The sequence below is a fragment of the Actinokineospora globicatena genome, assembly GCF_024171945.1.
Lineage (GTDB): Bacteria > Actinomycetota > Actinomycetes > Mycobacteriales > Pseudonocardiaceae > Actinokineospora > Actinokineospora globicatena.
Window position 1 is genome coordinate 328,517 of the sequence record NZ_JAMTCR010000005.1, and the last position, 17,967, is coordinate 346,483.

Genomic DNA, 17,967 nt, shown 5'->3' on the forward strand with positions numbered 1-17,967 from the left:
ACCCCCGTGGCGAGTACACAGCGCGTGGGTCCGAGCCTGGACCGGCGTGGATCACCGGGGTCAAGCGTGGCCCAGGTCACAACGCTATTCCACGGCGAGGACGACGCGGACCGCTAGACGATCATCGTCTGATCGGGTGTAAGTGAGCGACTGAACGGCCCCGGTGGCCCGGAGGTCACCCTCCGCAGCCGTGATGGCCGTCTCATCGGCTGCCGAGCAGGTCACGACCAGTTCGGCGACGGTCCACCGCAGTGATCTCCTGGCCTCCGACTTCGCCCGCCGAACCGCCGCGAGCACCGCCGTCACCGGCTCCAGCAACGCGGCCTCGCCATCACCACCGGTGACCGTCGGCCAAGCTGCGGTGTGCACCGAGCCCTCTTGCCACCACGACCACGACTCCTCGGCCGCGAACGGCAGGAACGGCGCCAAGAGCCGCTGCACGGCCGACAGAGCAATACGGAGAGTTGCCCTCGCGGAGCTGTCTTCGCTGTAAGCCCTGTCTTTGACCAGTTCGATGTAGTCGTCACACCAGAGCCAGAAGAACCGCTCCACGAGCTCCAGCGCCTCGGCGTAGTCGCACGCCTCTAGAGCCTCCGTGGCACCCGCCACCACCCTGTCCAGCTCGGCGAGCAGCGCTAGATCCAGCGGAGCGCTCGGTTCGCCGCCCGCGCCCATCCCCAGCGCGAACCGGCTGGCGTTGAGCAGCTTGGTCGCCAGCCTGCGCCCCACGCGCATCTTGGCCTCGTCGAACACGGTGTCCACGCCTGGCCGCGCTGACGCTGCCCAGTACCGCACCGCGTCAGCGCCATGGCGGTCGAGAAGGTCATCTGGCGAGGTAGCGCTACCGGACTTCTTGCTCAGCTTGTTCCGGTCGGGAGTCACCACCCAGCCTGAGATCGCCGCCCGCCGCCACGGCAGCGCACCTGTCTCGGTGTGGGCGCGGAGCACTGTGCTGAACAACCAGGTGCGGATGATCTCGTGAGCCTGTGGCCGCAGGTCCATCGGATAAGTCTTGGCGAACAAGTCAGGGTCATCGTCGGCGCCACACACAAGCAGCGGAGTTAGCGATGACGTGGCCCAGGTGTCCATCACGTCCGGATCAGCGGTGAAGCCACCGGGCACGTCGCGCTGATCGGCCGCGTAGCCAGGTGGGGTCTCCGACGCCGGGTCGACCGGAAGCGCGGTGGGCAAGATAGGGCTGCCGTGGTCCGGTTCTCCGTCGGCGTCTAGCGGGCACCAGAGCGGGAACGGCACGCCGAAGAATCGTTGGCGGCTCACCAGCCAGTCGCCCGCGAGGCCGTCCACCCAACTCTGGTAGCGCGCGTGCATCTGCGCGGGCTGCCAGTCGAGTTCGCGGCCGCGCTCGCGCAGGACTTCCCGATGTCCGGCTGATCGGATGAACCACTGCCGCCCGGACACGATCTCCAACGGCTTGTCACCGCGCTCGTAGAACGCCACCGGCCGCTCCACCGGCCGCGGCTCACCCACGAGCGACCCGTCCGCCCGCAGCAGCGACACCACCCGCTCACGTGCCGTGTGGACGGTCGCCCCCACGAGCGCCGAGTACGGCTCTTGCGGCACGCCGTCGGGAGCATCGGGCAGGAAACGCCCATCGCGGCCGATCACCGGCCGAATCGGAAGACCTAGCTCACGCCACCACCGCACGTCGGTGAGGTCACCGAACGTGCAGCACATCACCAGGCCGCTACCGCGTTCCGGATCCGCCTCGTGGTGAGCCAACACGGGCACAGGCACGTCAAACAGCGGCGTGCGCACGGTTGTCCCGATCAACGCTCTATGCCTGTCGTCGTCAGGGTGAGCGATAAGCGCAACGCAGGCAGGTAGCAGTTCCGGCCGCGTTGTCTCCACATCGATGCCATCGCCGAACCGCAGCGTGTGCCAGGCGCCTTTGAACGGCCGGTGCTCCACATCCGCCTGAGCCACCGCCGTCCCAAACCCGACATCCCACAACGTCGGCGCCTCAGCCTGGTAGGCCTCACCCGCCGCGAGTAGCCCTAGGAACGACCGTTGCGACAAGCGCTGCGCCCGAGCACCGATAGTCGTGTAGGTCCGCGACCAGTCCACGGATAGGCCGAGCCGCCGCCACAACGCTTCGTAGGCCTGCTCATCCAGCGCGGTCTGCCGCGCGCACAACTCCACGAAGTTACGCCGCGACACCGCAGTCGGCTTGCCCGTAGGCACAAAGTCAGGTTCGTAGGGCAGCGCGGGGTCACACCGCACGCTGTGCACTAACTGCACGCGCCGCTCGGTAGGCAGACCGTTGTCGTCCCACCCCATCGGATACAGCACGTCCTTACCGCGCATCCGCTGGTATCGGGCGATCACATCCGTGTGCGTGTACGAGAACACGTGCCCGATGTGCAAGCTCCCGCTCACCGACGGCGGCGGCGTGTCGATGGAGAAGACCGACTCCCGATCCCCGTCACCCCGGAACGCGTAGACGCCTACCTCATCCCACCGAGCCGCCCAGGTCGCTTCCAACCCGTCCAACGACGGGCGCTCGGGGAGTTTCGGGGTATGCGCCATGTGCGGAGGGTAGTCACCACCGAGCGCCCGGTTCGACTTGTTTTCGCTGGCCTTCGTAGACTCGTGGGGTGACTGATAACCCCACCTCGCCCAGTTCTGACCTTCCCCCGGCCTGGGAGCCGGCAGCGGTAGAGGCGGAGCTGTACGAGGGCTGGGTAGCGGCTGGGTACTTCACCGCGGACGCCGCGAGTGAGAAGCCGCCGTTCACGATCGTGTTGCCGCCGCCGAACGTCACGGGCAGTCTCCACATGGGGCACGCGCTCAACCACACGGTGATGGACGCGTTGTCGCGGCGGCGGCGGATGCAGGGCTTCGAGGTGCTGTGGCTGCCCGGCATGGACCACGCGGGGATCGCGACCCAGAACGTCGTGGAGCGGCAGCTGGCGAGCCAGGGGCTGTCACGGCACGACCTGGGGCGGGAGAAGTTCGTCGAGCGGGTCTGGGAGTGGAAGGCCGAGTACGGCGGCAAGATCCTCGACCAGATGCGGCGCCTCGGGGACGGGGTCGACTGGTCGCGTGAGCGGTTCACGATGGACGACGGTCTCTCCCGCGCGGTGCAGACCGTGTTCAAGCGCCTCTATGACGACAAGCTGATCTACCGCGCCGAGCGCATCATCAACTGGTGCCCGCGCTGCCGTACCGCGCTGTCCGACATCGAGGTGGAGCACTCCGAGGACGAGGGCGAGCTCGTCTCTATCCGCTACGGCGATGGTGACAACGCCATCGTGGTCGCCACCACGCGCGCGGAGACCATGCTCGGTGACACTGCCGTCGCCGTGCACCCGGACGACGAGCGTTACCGCCACCTCATCGGTACCGAGGTCGCGCTGCCGCTGACCGGTAGGCGTATCCCGATCGTCGCGGACGAGCACGTCGACCCCGAGTTCGGCACCGGTGCCGTCAAGGTCACCCCCGCGCACGACCCCAACGACTTCGAGATCGGCCGCCGCCACGACCTGCCGTCGCTGACGGTCATGGACCTGACCGGCGTGATCACGGTCAAGGGCCCGTTCGAGGGCCTGGATCGCTTCGAGGCGCGCCCCGCAGTGGTGGCCGCGTTGCGCGAAGAGGGCCGCATCGTCGCGGAGAAGCGCCCGTACCTGCACTCGGTCGGGCACTGCTCGCGCTGCGACACGGTTGTCGAGCCGCGCCTGTCGTTGCAGTGGTGGGTCAACGTCGAGCCGCTGGCGCGCGCCGCAGGTGACGCTGTCCGCGACGGTAGGACCCAGGTGCACCCGCCGGAGTTGGCCAAGCGCTACTTCGACTGGGTCGACAACATGCACGACTGGACCATCTCGCGGCAGCTGTGGTGGGGCCACCGCATCCCGGTTTGGTACGGGCCCAACGACGAGGTCGTGTGTGTGGGTCCCGACGAGGAGCCCCCCACCGGCGACGGCTGGACCCAGGACCCGGACGTCCTTGACACGTGGTTCTCCTCAGGCCTCTGGCCCGTGTCCACGCTCGGTTGGCCTGCCAACACCGACGACCTCGCCAAGTTCTATCCGACGAGCGTCCTGTCGACCGGCTACGACATCCTCTTCTTCTGGGTCGCCCGGATGATGATGTTCGGCCTCTATGCGATGGACGGCAAGCAGCCGTTCGACCACGTCTATCTGCACGGACTTATCCGCGACGCGCAGGGCAAGAAGATGTCCAAGTCGCGCGGCAACGTGCTCGACCCCTTGGACTGGCTCGACCGCTTCGGCGCCGACGCCACCCGCTTCACCCTCGCGCGCGGCGCGAACCCCGGTAGCGACATGGCGCTGGCGGAGGAGTGGGCCGCCGGGTCGCGCAACTTCGGCACGAAGCTGTGGAACGCCAGCCGCTTCGCGCTGATGAACGGCGCCACCACCGCCATCCCGGTGCCCGCCCGCGACCAGCTGACGGACGCGGACCTGTGGATCCTGGACAAGGCCGACGCACTGGTGTCCGAAGTGGATGCCCTCTTCGAGAAGTTCGAGTTCGCGAAGATCTGCGACGCGCTCTACCACTTCACTTGGGACCTCTACTGCGACTGGTACCTCGAACTGACCAAGGTGCAGATCGCCGAGGGTGGCGCGCGCGCCGACGCCACCCGCGCTGTCCTGGGTCACGTGCTGGACACCGTGCTGCGCCTCTTGCACCCGATCACGCCGTTCATCACCGAGGTGCTGTGGAAGGCGTTGACGGGTAAGGAATCCATCGTCGTCACTGAGTGGCCTACCGTCTCCGGTAGCGCTGCCGACGTCGATGCGGCTCGTCGGGTCGAGGGCGTGCAGAAGCTCATCACGGAGATCCGCCGCTTCCGCGCGGACCAGGGCGTCAAGCCCAGTCAGCGCGTCGCGACCCGGTTGTCCGGTGTGGATGAGGCAGGCCTGACGGCGCTCGTCGGCGCTGTCACGTCGCTGGCGCGGTTGGACGCTCCCGGCGAGGACTTCACCGCGAGCGCTTCGCTAGAGGTGTCTCTAGCGGGCGGTAGCGTCACCGTCGAGCTGGACCTGTCTGGCGCTATCGACGTCGCGGCGGAACGCAAGCGGCTCACCAAGGACCTGACGGTCGCCGAGAAGGAACTCGCGCAGTGCGAGGCCAAGCTGGGCAACCCGAAGTTCACCGACAAGGCCCCGGCCGACGTCGTCGCCAAGATCCAGGCGCGGCGCGAGGCAGCGCAGGCCGAGATCGCCCGCGTGCAGGCCAGGCTCGCTGCCCTGCCCGCGGGCTGACCGCTACTCGGGACTACGCGGGCTGGTCGGGGTTCTCGTCGACCCACCGGACCTCGACCGGCCTGCTGCCCCCCAACACCCGCGTCGCCGACTCGGCGGACTGGAACTGCCCGCGCATCCGCGCGCCCTTGTGGTCGGGCATGCCGAACAGCTCCACGTAGTCCTCGCCGAACCCGTCGGCGATCTCCATGCCCCAGCCGAGCACGGCGAAGTCCAGCGCCTGCCCGTCCGCGTCCCGTTGCACCTGGTAGACGGCGAACCGGCGTGGTGCGCACTCGGCCGTGACCTGGGCGATCTGCTGCTCGAGCTGGTCCTCGGAAATGATCGTCTGCAACTTGTACCTCCAAGATAGCAACGTTGCGATACTGCCTGGGGAGCATCGCATCACGACGGGTCGGATCACAATGACGCCATCGAGTGAATGATTTTGCTCTTCAGATGCGAGAGACTGTCGCCGTTGGCCCAAGATCGGGAGGGATGGACATGGCTACTACCAAGCAACCCACTGTCATCGGCAGGGGTCTCGGCGGCGAACTGCGGGTGCTGCGCGAGGGCCGGAAGATGAGTCTCAAGGAGGTGGCCGACCTGCTGGGGTGGCAGGCGTCCAAGATCTCGCGGATGGAGACCGGCAAACAGGGAATCAGGCCCGCCGACGTCGCGTCCCTACTCGTGGTCTACCGAGTGACCGGAAGGGATCGGGACCGTCTGGTCAAGTTGGCCGAACGTTCCGAGGACACAGGGTACTGGGAGAACCAACCTGCGCTGTCAGCGGAGTCCAAAACCCTCATGCGCATCGAGCGCGAGGCTTCCGAGATCGTCATCTACGAGCCGCTGCTCATCCCTGGCCTGGTGCAGACAGGCGACTACGTCAGGGCGCTGATGAGGGCCGGGAACGTCTCTGCGGAAGATGTCGACGCGCGGGTGGCTGCTCGTCTTGCGCGTCAGGCAGTGCTGACCAAGGACACGCCGCCGAAGCTGAAGATGATCGTCGACGAGTTCGTTCTGCGCCGCGTGCTGGGCAATCCCAAGATCATGGCAAGACAGCTCCGGCATGTCCTTGAGTCGGTTGAGCGGGGGACGACGAGCTTCCAGGTGTTGCCCCTGTCGCTATTCGGGCACTCGGGTCTGGATGGCTCGTACACACTCATGGAGTTCGTGCGGAACTTGCCGGTCGTCTACTTGGATCACAAGATTTCCGGCCTCTTCCTGGAGGAACCGGCGCACATCGAGTTCTTCCGCGACGAGACCGATACCCTGAGCGAGTTGGCTCTGAGCCCCGTCGAGTCGGCGGAACTCGTTGCGACCATCGCACGGGAGCACGACCGAGAGTGAGGATCTTGATGAACGCGGTGGACCGGTCTTCGATCGTGTGGCGGAAGTCCAGCCGCAGCGGTACGAACGCGCAGTGTGTGGAGGTCGCGCGTACCCCGGCCGTGACCGCCGTGCGGGACTCCAAGAACCCCGATGGCCCCACCCTGGCCTTCCCCGTCGCCTCGTTCGCGCGGGCCCTCCGTACGCTCTAGGCGTGAGTCTGGAAGAACTGCGTCAGGTCGAGTCGGAGCTGGACACCCGCTGGCCGGAGACCAAGATCGAGCCGTCGCTGGCGCGCATCGCCGCGCTGGTCGACCTGCTCGGGTCCCCGCAGCGGGCGTACCCGGTGGTGCACATCGCGGGGACCAACGGCAAGACCTCGGTCACCCGGATGATTGACGCACTCCTCACCCGGCTGGGGGTGCGCACCGGCCGGTTCACCAGCCCGCACCTGCAGTCGGTCACCGAGCGCATCAGCCTGGACAACGCGCCCATCGATCCGGTGCGCTACGTCGAGGTGTTCCGCGACATCGAGCCGTACATCGCGATGGTCGACGCGGGCGCCGACATCCGGCTGAGCAAGTTCGAGATCCTCACCGCGATGGCGTACGCCGCCTTCGCCGACGCCCCCGTCGACGCCGCCGTGGTCGAGACCGGCCTCGGCGGCGCGTGGGACGCCACCAACGTCGCCGACGGCAAGGTCGCGGTGATCACCCCGATCGGCATCGACCACGTCGACTACCTGGGGTCGGACATCCTGGGCATCGCGGGGGAGAAGGCCGGGATCATCAAGCCCGACTCCATCGCGCTGCTCGCGGAGCAGACCCCGGAGGTGGCGCGGGTCCTGATCGAGCACGCGACGAAGGTTGACGCCACCGTCGCTCGACAGGGCCTAGAGTTCGGCGTCCTCGCGCACGACGTGGCCGTCGGCGGCCAGGTCCTACGCCTACAGGGCCTCGGCGGCGTCTATGACGAGATCTTCCTACCGCTGCACGGCGAGCACCAGGCCACCAACGCCGCTCTAGCGCTCGCCGCCGTAGAGGCGTTCTTCGGTGCGGGGGCCCAACGGCAGCTCGACGTCGACGCCATCCGTGAGGGCTTCGCGTCGGTTGTCTCACCTGGCCGTCTTGAGCGCGTCCGGACGTCGCCCAGTGTGTTCGTGGACGCCGCGCACAACCCCCACGGCGCGGCCGCCCTCGCGAAGGCTCTCGACAGCGAGTTCGGCTTCCGCAAGCTCGTTGGCGTTGTCAGCGTGATGGCGGATAAGGACGCTGCTGGCATCCTCTCCGCGCTAGAGCCCGTGCTCACGGAGGTAGTCATCACCACCAACTCCTCTACGCGCGCGATGGACCCGGACCACCTCGCCAACATCGCCACCGACATCTTCGGCGACGAACGCGTGACCATGTACTCGCACCTGACGAGCGCCATCAACGCCGCCGTCGAACTCGCCGAAGAGACCGACGACCCCGACGAACCCCGCTCCGGCACCGGCGTCATCGTCACCGGCTCGGTCGTCACCGCGGGCGAGGTCCGGGCCCTCTTCGGCAAGGACCCCGCATGACCGCCCCCGACCCCATGAAGGGCTTCCGCGGCGTCATGTCCGCGGTCCTCATCCTGGAAGCCCTCGTCGTCCTCCTGGCCCTCCTCGTCGTCGCCAAGTCCGACGGCGGCCTGGCCACCTGGCAGGGCTGGTCCGTCGGCACCATGGCCCTGATCCTGATCCTGACCTGCGCCTTCGTCGGCCGCCCCTGGGGCATCCACCTGGCCGCCGCCCTCCAGATCATCATGCTCGGCGGCTTCTTCATCGACTCCGCCCTCGGCATCGTCGCCGTCGTCTTCGCCCTGGGCTGGACCTGGATGCTCTGGGCCCGCCACGACGTCCTCAAACGCATGTCCGAAGGCCGCCTGGCCAGCCAACAACCCCCGCCCGACTAGCGCTGGCTCCTAGCGAGCGCAAGCCAGCCGCACCCGGCGAACGTCCCCGATATCAACCAAGCGGTTCCGACGTCGGCGGGCTGCACTGGCCACGAGAACACCATCGCCAGCCCACCTGGCGTACCTGACAAGAGGGCTACCAACGCCACTGATGCCGCAGCGACCGGCAGCACCCAGCCCCGGCTCGCGCCAAGTAGTCCGACGCCTATAGATCCCAGTCCGGCGAGCCCAACGGCGTTTCGCAGTAAGACCTCTGCATCCACACCGCTAGGGCTAAGAAGCTCAATGGCCAGCGGTAGGCCAGCCGCTAGTGCGGCTATCGCTACTAGGTGCACCGTTAGTCGAGGAAGCCAGGCGATGGCAGCCGTGCGGTCCAAGTCCGGGTCCGCACCGGTCAGGCCTCCGCTGGCGACACCGACGGCCACTGCTGTCGCCAGGACCGACATGGCCACGGACAGGCCTGGTGATCCGGTAAGCCTGCCGACCGGGGCAAGCGCGATGGCAGCGCCGACCATCGTGGCCATAGCGGCCGGTATGCCTCTCGAGCGGCAGTACAGAACGGCCTCCCGCATCACTTCTCCGTCAACACCGTCAGCAGATCACCCTCACAGCGAAGGCCCGCTGATCGCACGGCCGCCACTCGCGTCACCTGCTCGGCGCGCGGCAACGCCCGCAGGTCTGCCCAGGTCCGTTGGATGAGGTCTTGCGCTTCCGCCCAGATGTAGCTGTGCCCAGGCAGGGGCTGTAGGTCGTCGACGAACCAGCCTGCGGTGACGGTTCTGGCGACGGTCTCGCGCTCGACATCGGCGTAGGTGCTGTCGTCGGTGGCGCATGCCTGAGTTCCGGCTCCCGCGAGTAGGGCTCGTCGCAGTTCGGCAGGGCCGCCACGCCTGAATGCCGGATCGCCCAAGTCGATCCCCAGCGTGTCCGGCTCACCCGGTGTTCGCGGCAAGTGAGGGGAAGTCGGGTGCTCGACAACAGTCGTAGGCGCGTTCGGCAGCACTGCCAGATCCGCCAGTGCCTGTGCCGAAGGTCCACGGAGTTCGGTGAGCCGCGTCTTGCGCGCCTCGGTCACGCACACCCGCGGCTCGCACACCAACGAGAGAGCGCGTGCGTCCGGGACATGCACCGGGGAGCCGTGCGGCACCACCAGGGCCAGCACTGTCGCCCCCACTGCGAGCGGCACAGCCGCCAAGGCGCGTAGTCGTGTGCCCGCGAAGAGGACGAGCCCACTCGCGGCGAGCATCAGGAACCACAACGCCTGCCCTGTCGACGCACGCGGCGCGACCTGGGTGAAAACGCTCACCCCACCACCGGAAACGGCGGGTGTGAACAGCAGTGCCGTCGTCGACTCCTGGCTTCGCCACACCAGCACCACCTGGACCGCCAACCCCGCGACGGCCGCGACCGGCGGGGTCATCACCGACGGCAGCAACCGCCCGATGCCCAAGCCAAGCAGAGCGACCGCGACGAGGGCCAAGGCACCCAGCAGCGCCACTACGAGCCAGTCGGCGCGTAGTGCGGCACCACTGGCTATGACCCGAACCGCACCCACCGCCACCACGCCGAGGTAGCCCGCAGTGACCCCGATCGCCACCGCGCTCGCCACGGGGACCGCCCGTCGCCACCGTGACGAGGGCACTGTGGCGAGCAATTCGTCCATGTCCGATCGGGTGTCGCGCGCTCCTTGCCACGCACCCGCGCCCAGCACCAGCGGCCAGACGAACATCAGCAGGTATCTCGACCACTCGGCGAGGCCGGTCCACTCGCGGCTCCACGCCGCGTCTCCCTTTGTCCAAGGGCCGGACATGAGATGCGCGATCGCGAGTAGGAGCACGGCGAGCCCAAGACCTGCCGGTAGGCCTACTGACCGTCGGAGATGCAGAGAGGTCACCGCGCAGCCCGGTCCAGCAAGGCCGAGTAGCCCCTTTCAAGCGGGCTGTCCCCAACTTCGGAAGCCTCTCCCGCAGCCGCGAGCTCGTCGGTGCCACCCTGGAACAGCACTCGGCCCTTGTCCATCAGCAGCACCTGATCACAACCTGCCGCGACATCCTCTACCAAGTGGGTCGACACCACTACGCACGTGTCTTCCGCGGATTCCCGCAGCAGCGCGCGGAACCGCATCCGTTCTGCCGGGTCCAAACCCGCTGTGGGTTCATCGAGCAGCAGCACAGCTGGCTCGTTCACGATGGCCTGGGCGATGCCCACCCGCCGGACCATGCCCCCGGAAAGTGTGCTGAGCTTGTCGTCAGCGCGGTCACCCAGACCAACCCGCTCCACGGCGCGCTCGACCGCCCCAGGTATGTCCACCCCGGGCATCTGCTTGAGCCAGGCCATGTACTCGACGAACTCGCGCACCGTGAACCTCTTGTAGTAACCGAACTTCTGCGGCAGGTAGCCGATCCGCTCGCGTACCTGCCGCAACGACTCGCGCGAACCAAGAGCGGTCCCCAGCATGGTCAGTTCGCCGGACGCAGGGCGCAGCACGGTCGCAAGAGCCCGCATCAACGTCGTCTTACCCGCGCCGTTCGGCCCGAGCACACCATGCACACCGTTCTTGAGATCGAGGTCGATCCCATCGACGGCCATCCTGCGGCCCGCGCGCACCCGCAGCCCGACCGCCTGTACCCGCACCATCGTCGCCTCTCTTAGTTTCCACTGGCCAGACGCGTGAATGTGGACGCCCGCAACACAACAACAACCGCTGCGACCGCGCACGCGATCAACCAGAGGCCCGCCGAAGACGGCTCGAGCAGAGCGGGCAGGCTTGCCGTGACCAGGCTGGGGCCCACTACGAACGCAACCCAGGTAGTCGCCAGTCCTACCGCGGCTCGCCTGACGCCGATGAGGGTGCCTAGCGCGAGCGTCGCCGTTGTGAACGCCAAGCACGGCAACAACCACTGCGCGGGGGAGGCCCCGATCAGCCAACCCAACGGCAGCAGTACCGGCAGCAGGACAGCCAAGACCGCGATCGTGCGACGCAGCACCAAGTCCAAGCCCGCGCGCGGAGTGCAGGCAACGATCTCGTGTGCTGGATCCATGCCGCGCGACCACGCCGCGGCCACACCGGCGACCGGTGCGATCGGCGCCAGCAACACCAGCAGTTGAGTCCCTAGGAGATCGGTGACCACAGCGACGGCGGTGACCAAGACCGTCATCGCGATCCACGGCACCATCGCGGGTGACGCCCACACGGCCGCTCGGACCAAAACCGAGTCCCGCGGCCTTGTCGCGCCTAGGTCGATCTCACTCCACACCTCGTCGAGCACCTTGTCCGGCACATGGAGCTTGGAACGGCAGGACGCGCATGTCCCGAGATGGGCCTCTATGACCGCGGCGTCGATTCCGGTGCTCAGGCCTTGGGCGTAGCTCGCGATGAGGGCAGGCGGCACGTGCGTCATGACAGCGCCCTTCCTAGAGCGATCCGGGCCCGACGCGCCCGCGTCTTCACCGTTCCCTCCGGCACGTCCAACACCCGCGAGGTCTCCTTGACGCTCAACCCGTCCAACACCAGCGCCCGCAACACCGCCCACAACTCAGGCGCCAACCCGTCCACCGCGGCCCCCACATCCCCGTCGAGGACCTGCTCGAGCAACGCCTCCTCCGCCGAGACGGCAACCATCGCGTCGGCCGGAACCGGCCGCCCCTCCCGCGCCTGCCTGCGGAACCCGTCCACCAACCGCCTGCTCGCGATGGTCCACAACCACCCCAGCCCGGACTCCTCCGTCAACACCCCGGACAGCCGCCCGGCCGCCCGCCACACCGCCAGGTAGGTCTCCTGCATGACATCAGCGACCAACTGCTCGTCCCGGCACCGCCGCCGCAACCGCACCACCAACCAAGGCGACGTCAGGCGGTAGAACCGCTCAAACGCCACCCTGTCGCCCCGAGCCGCCCGCTGAACCAGCCCAGCCTCGTCGCTCACACCCACACCCAGTGGTCGCCCGCGTTGAGCCATGAGGTTCTCGATCCGACTGTGACCTGAGACATGTTAAGTCGGCTGAGCGCGGCCAACAGCCGAGGAAGGCCCGCTGCTCGGCGGTCAGGCCCGGGTGCGTGAGCCGATAGCAGTTGACCTGCTCGGACCACAACGCTCTGCGCTCGGCGGGCGACAACGGCAGCGAACCCCGGTTCGCTGCGACCCACGCCTGGTGGCGCGGAAGCGTCATCCGCTGGTCAACTCGGGTTGGTCCGGGGGCTGTGGTGGGGGATTACAAAGCGGCGCATGAGTGAACTGAACCGTAGGGCTTTGTTGCGCGCGGGCGGGATCGGCGCTGGTGTGGTCGCGGCTGGGGTTGTGCTGCCCGGGGTCGCGTACGCGGCGCCGAAGGCGCGGCCGGTGTTGACGCACGGTGTGCAGACCGGGGATGTGACCAGTGACGGCGCGATCCTGTGGACGCGGGCTGACCGGCCGTCGCGGATGCTGGTCGAGGTTTCCCGTGACCCGTCGTTCCGGCACGCCCGGTGCCTGCGCGGCCCCGTCCTCACCCCCACCACCGACGGCACCGGCAGGCTCCGGCTCACCGGCCTGCCCGCGGGCGACGAGATCCACTACCGGGTCCGCGCCGAGGACCTCGACGGCCGCACCGCCAGCGCGCCGCTGGTCGGGTCGTTCCGCACCGCGCCCGTGGGTCGCGCGGATGTCCGCTTCACCTGGTCCGGTGACGTCGCCGGGCAGGGGTGGGGCATCAACCCCGAGATCGGCGGCATGACCGCGTACGCCGCGATGCTGGCCCGCCGCCCCGACTTCTTCCTGCACAGCGGCGACACCGTGTACGCCGACGGGCCGCTCAAGGAGTCGGTGACCCTCCCCGACGGCCGGGTGTGGCGCAACCTGGTCACCCCGGAGAAGCTGAAGGTCGCCGAGACCCTCGCCGAGTACCGCGGCCAGTTCGCCTACAACCTGCTCGACGAGAACGTCCGCGCGTTCGCCGCCCGGGTCCCGTCGGTCGTGCAGTGGGACGACCACGAGGTCACCAACAACTGGTACCCCGGCGAGATCCTGGACCTGCCGCAGTACACCGAGAAGCGGGTCGACGTGCTCGCCGAGCGCGCGTCGCAGGCGTTCCACGAGTGGCAGCCGATCGACCGCAGGCGCGCCGAGGACGGCCGCGTCTACCGCAGCTTCGCCTACGGCAAGCACGTCGAGGTGTTCGTGCTCGACATGCGCACCTACAAGGACGCCAACACCGCCGACAAGAACGGCCGGGGGCACGTCATGGGCGACCGCCAGGCCCGCTGGCTGGTCGATGGCCTGGCCCGCAGCCGCGCGACGTGGAAGATCGTGGCCGCCGACCTGCCCATCGGCCTGATCGTGCCCGACGGCAAGGACATCGAGGGCGTCGCGAACGGGCTGCCCGGCGCGCCCGCGGGACGCGAGTTCGAACTGGCGTGGGTCCTGCGCACGCTCGCCCGCCGCCACGTCCGCAACGTTGTCTGGTTGACGGCCGACGTGCACTACACCGCCGCGCACCACTACTCCCCGGACCGCGCCGCGGTGGCGGACTTCGACCCGTTCTGGGAGTTCGTGTCCGGTCCGCTGCACGCCGGTGCCTTCGGGCCGAACGTGCTGGACCCGACCTTCGGGCCGGAGGCCGCGTTCGTGCACGCGCCGCCGGTGGCCAACACCTCGCCGCTGGAGGGCTTCCAGCACTTCGGAGAGGTCCAAGTGGACGGTCGCTCCGGTGACCTCACCGTCTACTTGCGCGACGGTAAGGGAACCTCGCTCTGGTCTAAGACGCTCAAGCCCAGCCGCTAGTACGCGTCGGACACGTTGTTGGCGAACAGGGACCAGATCGCATAGGCGGCACCGGAGTAGATCTTCGCGGCAGCGGTAACGGTGAAGGGACCACCGGCCCGCGCGCGCAGCTCTACTCCGGTGTTGCCGCGTTCGAACGAGAACACGATGTTGCGCCCCTCGCCCTCGGAGTGGCCCGGTAGCGACAAGAAGGTCCATGAGTTCGCGGTTCGGTCAATGACAACGACCGGGTTAGTCCTACCTGCCAGCGAGTAGAGATCGCACCGTCCAGACACAGGAGGTAGGGACGGGCAGTTCGAGTCGTAGGGGAAGTACCGGCGGAAGTCAGCGGTGACTGCGGCCGTCAACGCTTCCACGCTGAGATCGGTCTCTAGGGCTAGTGGGTACCGGTAGGCGTAAGACAGGTCGGTCGGAGAGGCTGAGGCGGGGACAGCGGTCCCGAGCACGGTCACGAGGGCGACGACTGTTGACTTGAACATGAGACCAACGGTGGTCGGCCAAGCGGGAGCCGGACAAACAGTGCCACCGCACCGGGTTACCCTGCTCACACGCTCGTGTGGTCCACACGAAGCCGCACACCCGTGAAATGGAGTACCGAGAGCCGTGAGTGAGCGCACCCTGGTCCTGGTCAAGCCCGACGGCGTGAGTCGTGGGCTGGTCGGTGAGGTCATCGCCCGCATCGAGCGCAAGGGCCTGTCGCTGGCCGCACTCGAACTGCGCACCGTGGAGCGCTCGGTCGCCGAGCAGCACTACGCCGAGCACGCCGAGAAGGGCTTCTTCGGCGACCTGCTCGACTTCATCACCGGCGGCCCGCTGGTCGCCATCGTCGTTGAGGGCCCGCGCGCCATCTCCGCGTTCCGCCAGCTCGCGGGCGGGACCGACCCGGTCGACAAGGCCACCCCGGGCACCATCCGCGGTGACTTCGGCCTCGAGGTCCAGTTCAACCTGGTGCACGGCTCCGACTCCACCGAGTCCGCCGAGCGCGAGATCAAGATCTGGTTCCCGAACCTCTGATCGACCCGGCGCCGCCCGGGGCGATTCCCGGGCGGCGCGGAAACCCGGTCGGAATCGTCAGACCCTCCGACTAGGGTGCCCCGCGTGGTGGCGGAAACAGTGGTTCACGGCGGCGGCCTCCGAGACGGCGCGCTGGTCAGGGCACGTGGCCTGGCCAAGCGCTTCGGCGACTTCGAGGCCGTCCGGGGCATCGACCTGGATGTCCGGCCCGGGGAGGCGTTCGGCTTCCTCGGACCCAACGGCGCGGGCAAGTCCTCGACGATGCGCATGGTGTCCTGCGTGTCGCCGCGCACCGGTGGTGACCTGACCGTGCTCGGCATGGACCCGCACACCCAGGGGCCCGCCATCCGCGCCCGGCTCGGCGTGGTGCCGCAGCAGGACAACCTGGACAACGAGCTGACCGTCCGGCAGAACCTGCACGTCTACGGCCGCTACTTCGGACTGTCCAAGGCGCACGTGCGGGCCAAGGCCGTCGAACTGCTGGAGTTCGCCCAGCTCGTCGACCGCGCCGACGACGAGGTCGAGCCGCTCTCGGGCGGCATGAAGCGCAGGCTGACCATCGCCCGCTCGCTGATCAACGACCCGCAGCTGCTGCTGCTCGACGAACCCACCACCGGCCTGGACCCGCAGGCCCGCCACCTGCTCTGGGACCGGCTGTTCCGGCTGCGCCAGCAGGGCGTCACGCTGATCATCACCACGCACTACATGGACGAGGCCGAGCAGCTCTGCGACCGGCTCGTGGTGATGGACGGCGGCAAGATCGTCGCCGAGGGCAGCCCGGGGGAGCTGATCGCCCGCTACTGCAGCCGCGAGGTGCTGGAGCTGCGGTTCACCACCGACAAGCCGGACGCCGCGGCCATCGACGGGCTCGCCGATCGGGTCGAGGTCCTGCCCGACCGCCTGCTGCTCTACACCGCCGACGGCGAGGCCTCCCTGGCCGCCGCCCACCAGCGCGGCCTGGCCCCGGCGTCGAGCCTGGTCCGCCGCGGCACCCTCGAGGACGTCTTCCTGCGCCTGACCGGCCGGACCCTGGTGGACTGACCCATGTCGACCGCCACGAAGTCCACGGCACACGCCCCTGCTCCGCTCACCGCGGTCTGGCTGGTGGTCGAGGGCCTGTGGGCCTGGTACCGCCGCAACTGGCGCTCCTCCGCCGTGTCCAGCGTCCTGGAGCCGGTGCTGTTCCTGCTCGCCCTCGGCTTCGGGTTCGGCTCGCAGATCCAGCCCAGCGCGGCCACCGGCGGCCTGGACTACGTCGCGTACCTCGCCCCCGCCCTGGTGGTGGCCTCCGCCGTGCAGACCTCCGCGTTCGAGGCGACCTACCCGGTGCTCGCGGCGTTCAAGTGGAAGCGCACGTTCATCGGCATCGCCTCCACCCCCGTGGCGCCCGCCCAGATCGCCTACGGCCAACTGCTGTGGATCGCCTTGCGGGTCGCCGTCTCGTCCACCGCCTTCCTGGTCATCGCCACCGTCCTCGGCGCGGTCACCAGCGTCGGCGTCGTCGGATCGCTGCTGGTCGCCGTGCTCACCGCGATGGCCTTCGCCGCACCGGTGGTCGCCTACTCCGCCACCTTGGAGACCGAGGGCCAGCAGTTCACCGCGATCTTCCGGTTCGTCGTGGTGCCGATGACCGTGTTCGCGGGCACCTTCTTCCCGGTCGACCAGTTACCCGTGTGGGTGCGGCCGCTGGTGTGGGTGACCCCGATGTGGCACGGCACGGAGCTGTCCCGGGCCGCCGCGTTCGGCACCGGCGAACTCCTCGCCGTGCTGGGCCACCTGCTGTTCCTTGGCGCGCTGGTCGTCCTCGGCGCCCGGTTCGCCGTCCGCACGTTCACCCGAAGGCTGGAGGTCTAGGTGACCACGACCGCCCCCGCCCCGAGTGACCGCGCGGGCCTGCTGCTGCGCGTGCTGCCCACCGGCATGTACGCGGGCCGCTCCCGCGTGCTGGTCGAGCGCTCGTTCCTGGTCAACCGCCGCGCCTGGCTCGCGGTCGTCTCCGGCTTCTTCGAGCCGCTGTTCTTCCTGTTCGGCCTGGGCTTCGGCTTCGGCAAACTCATCGGCGACGTCGTCGGCCCCGGCGGCGAGCCGATCAGCTACGTCGCCTACGTCGCGCCCGCGCTGCTGGCCGCCTCCGCGATGAACGGCGCCGTCTACGACGCCACCTTCAACATCTTCTTCAAGTTCAAGTACGCCAAGCTCTACGACGCCATGCTGGCCACCCCGCTCGGCCCGCTCGACGTCGCCATCGGCGAGATCACCTGGGCGCTGATCCGCGGCGCCCTCTACGGCGCGGGCTTCCTGACGGTCATGCTCGGCATGGGCCTGCTGACCTCGCCGTGGGCGCTGCTCGCGTTACCCGCCGCCGTCCTCATCGCGTTCGCCTTCGGCGCGCTGGGGATGGCCGCCACCACGTTCATGCGGTCCTGGCACGACTTCGACCTGGTGCAGCTCGCGGTGATCCCGATGTTCCTGTTCTCCACCACCTTCTACCCGATCACGGTGTACCCGGCGGGCGTCCAAGTGGCCGTCAAGTGCTTCCCGCTCTACCACGGCATCGAGATCATGCGCGGCTTGAGCACCGGTCACGTAGACCTCTCGATGCTCGGCCACATCGCCTACTTCGTGGTGATGGCGGCCGTCGGGGTCGTCGTGGCGTCCAAGCGCCTGGGCAAGCTGCTGCTCGCCTGAGCGGAGGCGGCC

Annotated in this window: 18 protein-coding genes; 10 read left to right on the forward strand and 8 right to left on the reverse strand. The window is 68.4% G+C overall.

Annotated elements, in window-relative coordinates:
• Positions 1-84: 84 nt before the first annotated feature.
• A complete protein-coding gene (valS, locus tag LV79_RS25130; protein WP_253840698.1) occupies positions 85-2,547 on the reverse strand; it encodes a valine--tRNA ligase in 2,463 nt (820 codons plus the stop codon).
• 68 nt (positions 2,548-2,615) lie between these two features.
• Here valS and LV79_RS25135 point away from each other — a divergent pair, with 68 nt between their 5' ends.
• A complete protein-coding gene (locus tag LV79_RS25135) occupies positions 2,616-5,246 on the forward strand; it encodes a valine--tRNA ligase (protein WP_253840699.1) in 2,631 nt (876 codons plus the stop codon).
• Positions 5,247-5,259: 13 nt separating this feature from the next.
• Here LV79_RS25135 and LV79_RS25140 read toward each other — a convergent pair whose 3' ends face one another.
• Positions 5,260-5,580 (reverse strand): hypothetical protein, encoded by a 321-nt coding sequence (locus LV79_RS25140; RefSeq protein ID WP_253840700.1) that lies wholly within the window; start codon positions 5,578-5,580, stop codon positions 5,260-5,262.
• A gap of 149 nt (positions 5,581-5,729) precedes the next feature.
• Here LV79_RS25140 and LV79_RS25145 point away from each other — a divergent pair, with 149 nt between their 5' ends.
• Genes LV79_RS25145 through LV79_RS25160 form a run of 4 tightly spaced genes read left to right on the forward strand, consistent with a single transcriptional unit; the run spans position 5,730 to position 8,495 of the window.
• Positions 5,730-6,578, forward strand: a complete 849-nt coding sequence (locus LV79_RS25145) for a helix-turn-helix domain-containing protein (protein WP_253840701.1) — start codon at positions 5,730-5,732, stop codon at positions 6,576-6,578.
• Positions 6,579-6,586: 8 nt separating this feature from the next.
• Positions 6,587-6,769: a DUF397 domain-containing protein gene (locus LV79_RS25150; protein WP_253840702.1), complete on the forward strand. Its 183-nt coding sequence runs from the start codon at positions 6,587-6,589 to the stop codon at positions 6,767-6,769.
• Positions 6,770-6,771: 2 nt separating this feature from the next.
• Complete coding sequence (gene folC / locus LV79_RS25155) at positions 6,772-8,121, forward strand: bifunctional tetrahydrofolate synthase/dihydrofolate synthase (protein ID WP_253840703.1); 1,350 nt, start codon at positions 6,772-6,774, stop codon at positions 8,119-8,121.
• Positions 8,118-8,495, forward strand: a complete 378-nt coding sequence (locus tag LV79_RS25160; protein WP_253840704.1) for a DUF4233 domain-containing protein — start codon at positions 8,118-8,120, stop codon at positions 8,493-8,495. The genes folC and LV79_RS25160 overlap by 4 nt, the downstream gene beginning before the upstream one ends.
• Here LV79_RS25160 and LV79_RS25165 read toward each other — a convergent pair.
• From LV79_RS25165 to LV79_RS25185, 5 genes are all read right to left on the reverse strand, one after another.
• Complete coding sequence (locus tag LV79_RS25165) at positions 8,492-9,067, reverse strand: hypothetical protein (protein WP_253840705.1); 576 nt, start codon at positions 9,065-9,067, stop codon at positions 8,492-8,494. The two genes, LV79_RS25160 and LV79_RS25165, sit on opposite strands and share 4 nt — an antisense overlap.
• Positions 9,067-10,305, reverse strand: coding sequence for a hypothetical protein (locus tag LV79_RS25170; protein ID WP_253840706.1), 1,239 nt, complete (start codon positions 10,303-10,305; stop codon positions 9,067-9,069). Before LV79_RS25170 ends, LV79_RS25165 begins: the two co-directional genes overlap by 1 nt.
• Positions 10,306-10,385: 80 nt before the next feature.
• The gene (locus tag LV79_RS25175; protein ID WP_253840707.1) at positions 10,386-11,132 is read right to left on the reverse strand and encodes an ABC transporter ATP-binding protein; all 747 of its coding nucleotides are present in this window, start codon (positions 11,130-11,132) and stop codon (positions 10,386-10,388) included.
• 11 nt (positions 11,133-11,143) lie between these two features.
• A complete protein-coding gene (locus LV79_RS25180; protein ID WP_253840708.1) occupies positions 11,144-11,896 on the reverse strand; it encodes a zf-HC2 domain-containing protein in 753 nt (250 codons plus the stop codon).
• Positions 11,893-12,453: an RNA polymerase sigma factor gene (locus LV79_RS25185; RefSeq protein WP_344761043.1), complete on the reverse strand. Its 561-nt coding sequence runs from the start codon at positions 12,451-12,453 to the stop codon at positions 11,893-11,895. The genes LV79_RS25180 and LV79_RS25185 overlap by 4 nt, the downstream gene beginning before the upstream one ends.
• A 267-nt stretch (positions 12,454-12,720) precedes the next feature.
• On the opposite strand from LV79_RS25185, the gene LV79_RS25190 reads away from it, so the two are divergent.
• Positions 12,721-14,253 carry an alkaline phosphatase D family protein gene (locus LV79_RS25190; protein ID WP_253840710.1) on the forward strand — a complete coding sequence of 511 codons (1,533 nt, stop codon included), beginning with the start codon at positions 12,721-12,723 and terminating at the stop codon, positions 14,251-14,253.
• Here LV79_RS25190 and LV79_RS25195 read toward each other — a convergent pair.
• Positions 14,250-14,732, reverse strand: coding sequence for a hypothetical protein (locus tag LV79_RS25195; RefSeq protein ID WP_253840711.1), 483 nt, complete (start codon positions 14,730-14,732; stop codon positions 14,250-14,252). The genes LV79_RS25190 and LV79_RS25195 overlap by 4 nt on opposite strands.
• Before the next feature lie 124 nt (positions 14,733-14,856).
• Between LV79_RS25195 and ndk the strand changes: the two genes are divergently transcribed.
• From ndk to LV79_RS25215, 4 genes are all read left to right on the forward strand, one after another.
• Positions 14,857-15,267 (forward strand): nucleoside-diphosphate kinase, encoded by a 411-nt coding sequence (gene ndk / locus LV79_RS25200; protein ID WP_253840712.1) that lies wholly within the window; start codon positions 14,857-14,859, stop codon positions 15,265-15,267.
• 84 nt (positions 15,268-15,351) lie between these two features.
• Positions 15,352-16,308 (forward strand): ABC transporter ATP-binding protein, encoded by a 957-nt coding sequence (locus LV79_RS25205; RefSeq protein ID WP_253840713.1) that lies wholly within the window; start codon positions 15,352-15,354, stop codon positions 16,306-16,308.
• A 3-nt stretch (positions 16,309-16,311) separates the two neighbouring features.
• Positions 16,312-17,121 (forward strand): ABC transporter permease, encoded by an 810-nt coding sequence (locus LV79_RS25210; RefSeq protein ID WP_253840714.1) that lies wholly within the window; start codon positions 16,312-16,314, stop codon positions 17,119-17,121.
• Positions 17,122-17,955 carry an ABC transporter permease gene (locus LV79_RS25215; RefSeq protein ID WP_253840715.1) on the forward strand — a complete coding sequence of 278 codons (834 nt, stop codon included), beginning with the start codon at positions 17,122-17,124 and terminating at the stop codon, positions 17,953-17,955.
• Positions 17,956-17,967 lie beyond the last annotated feature (12 nt).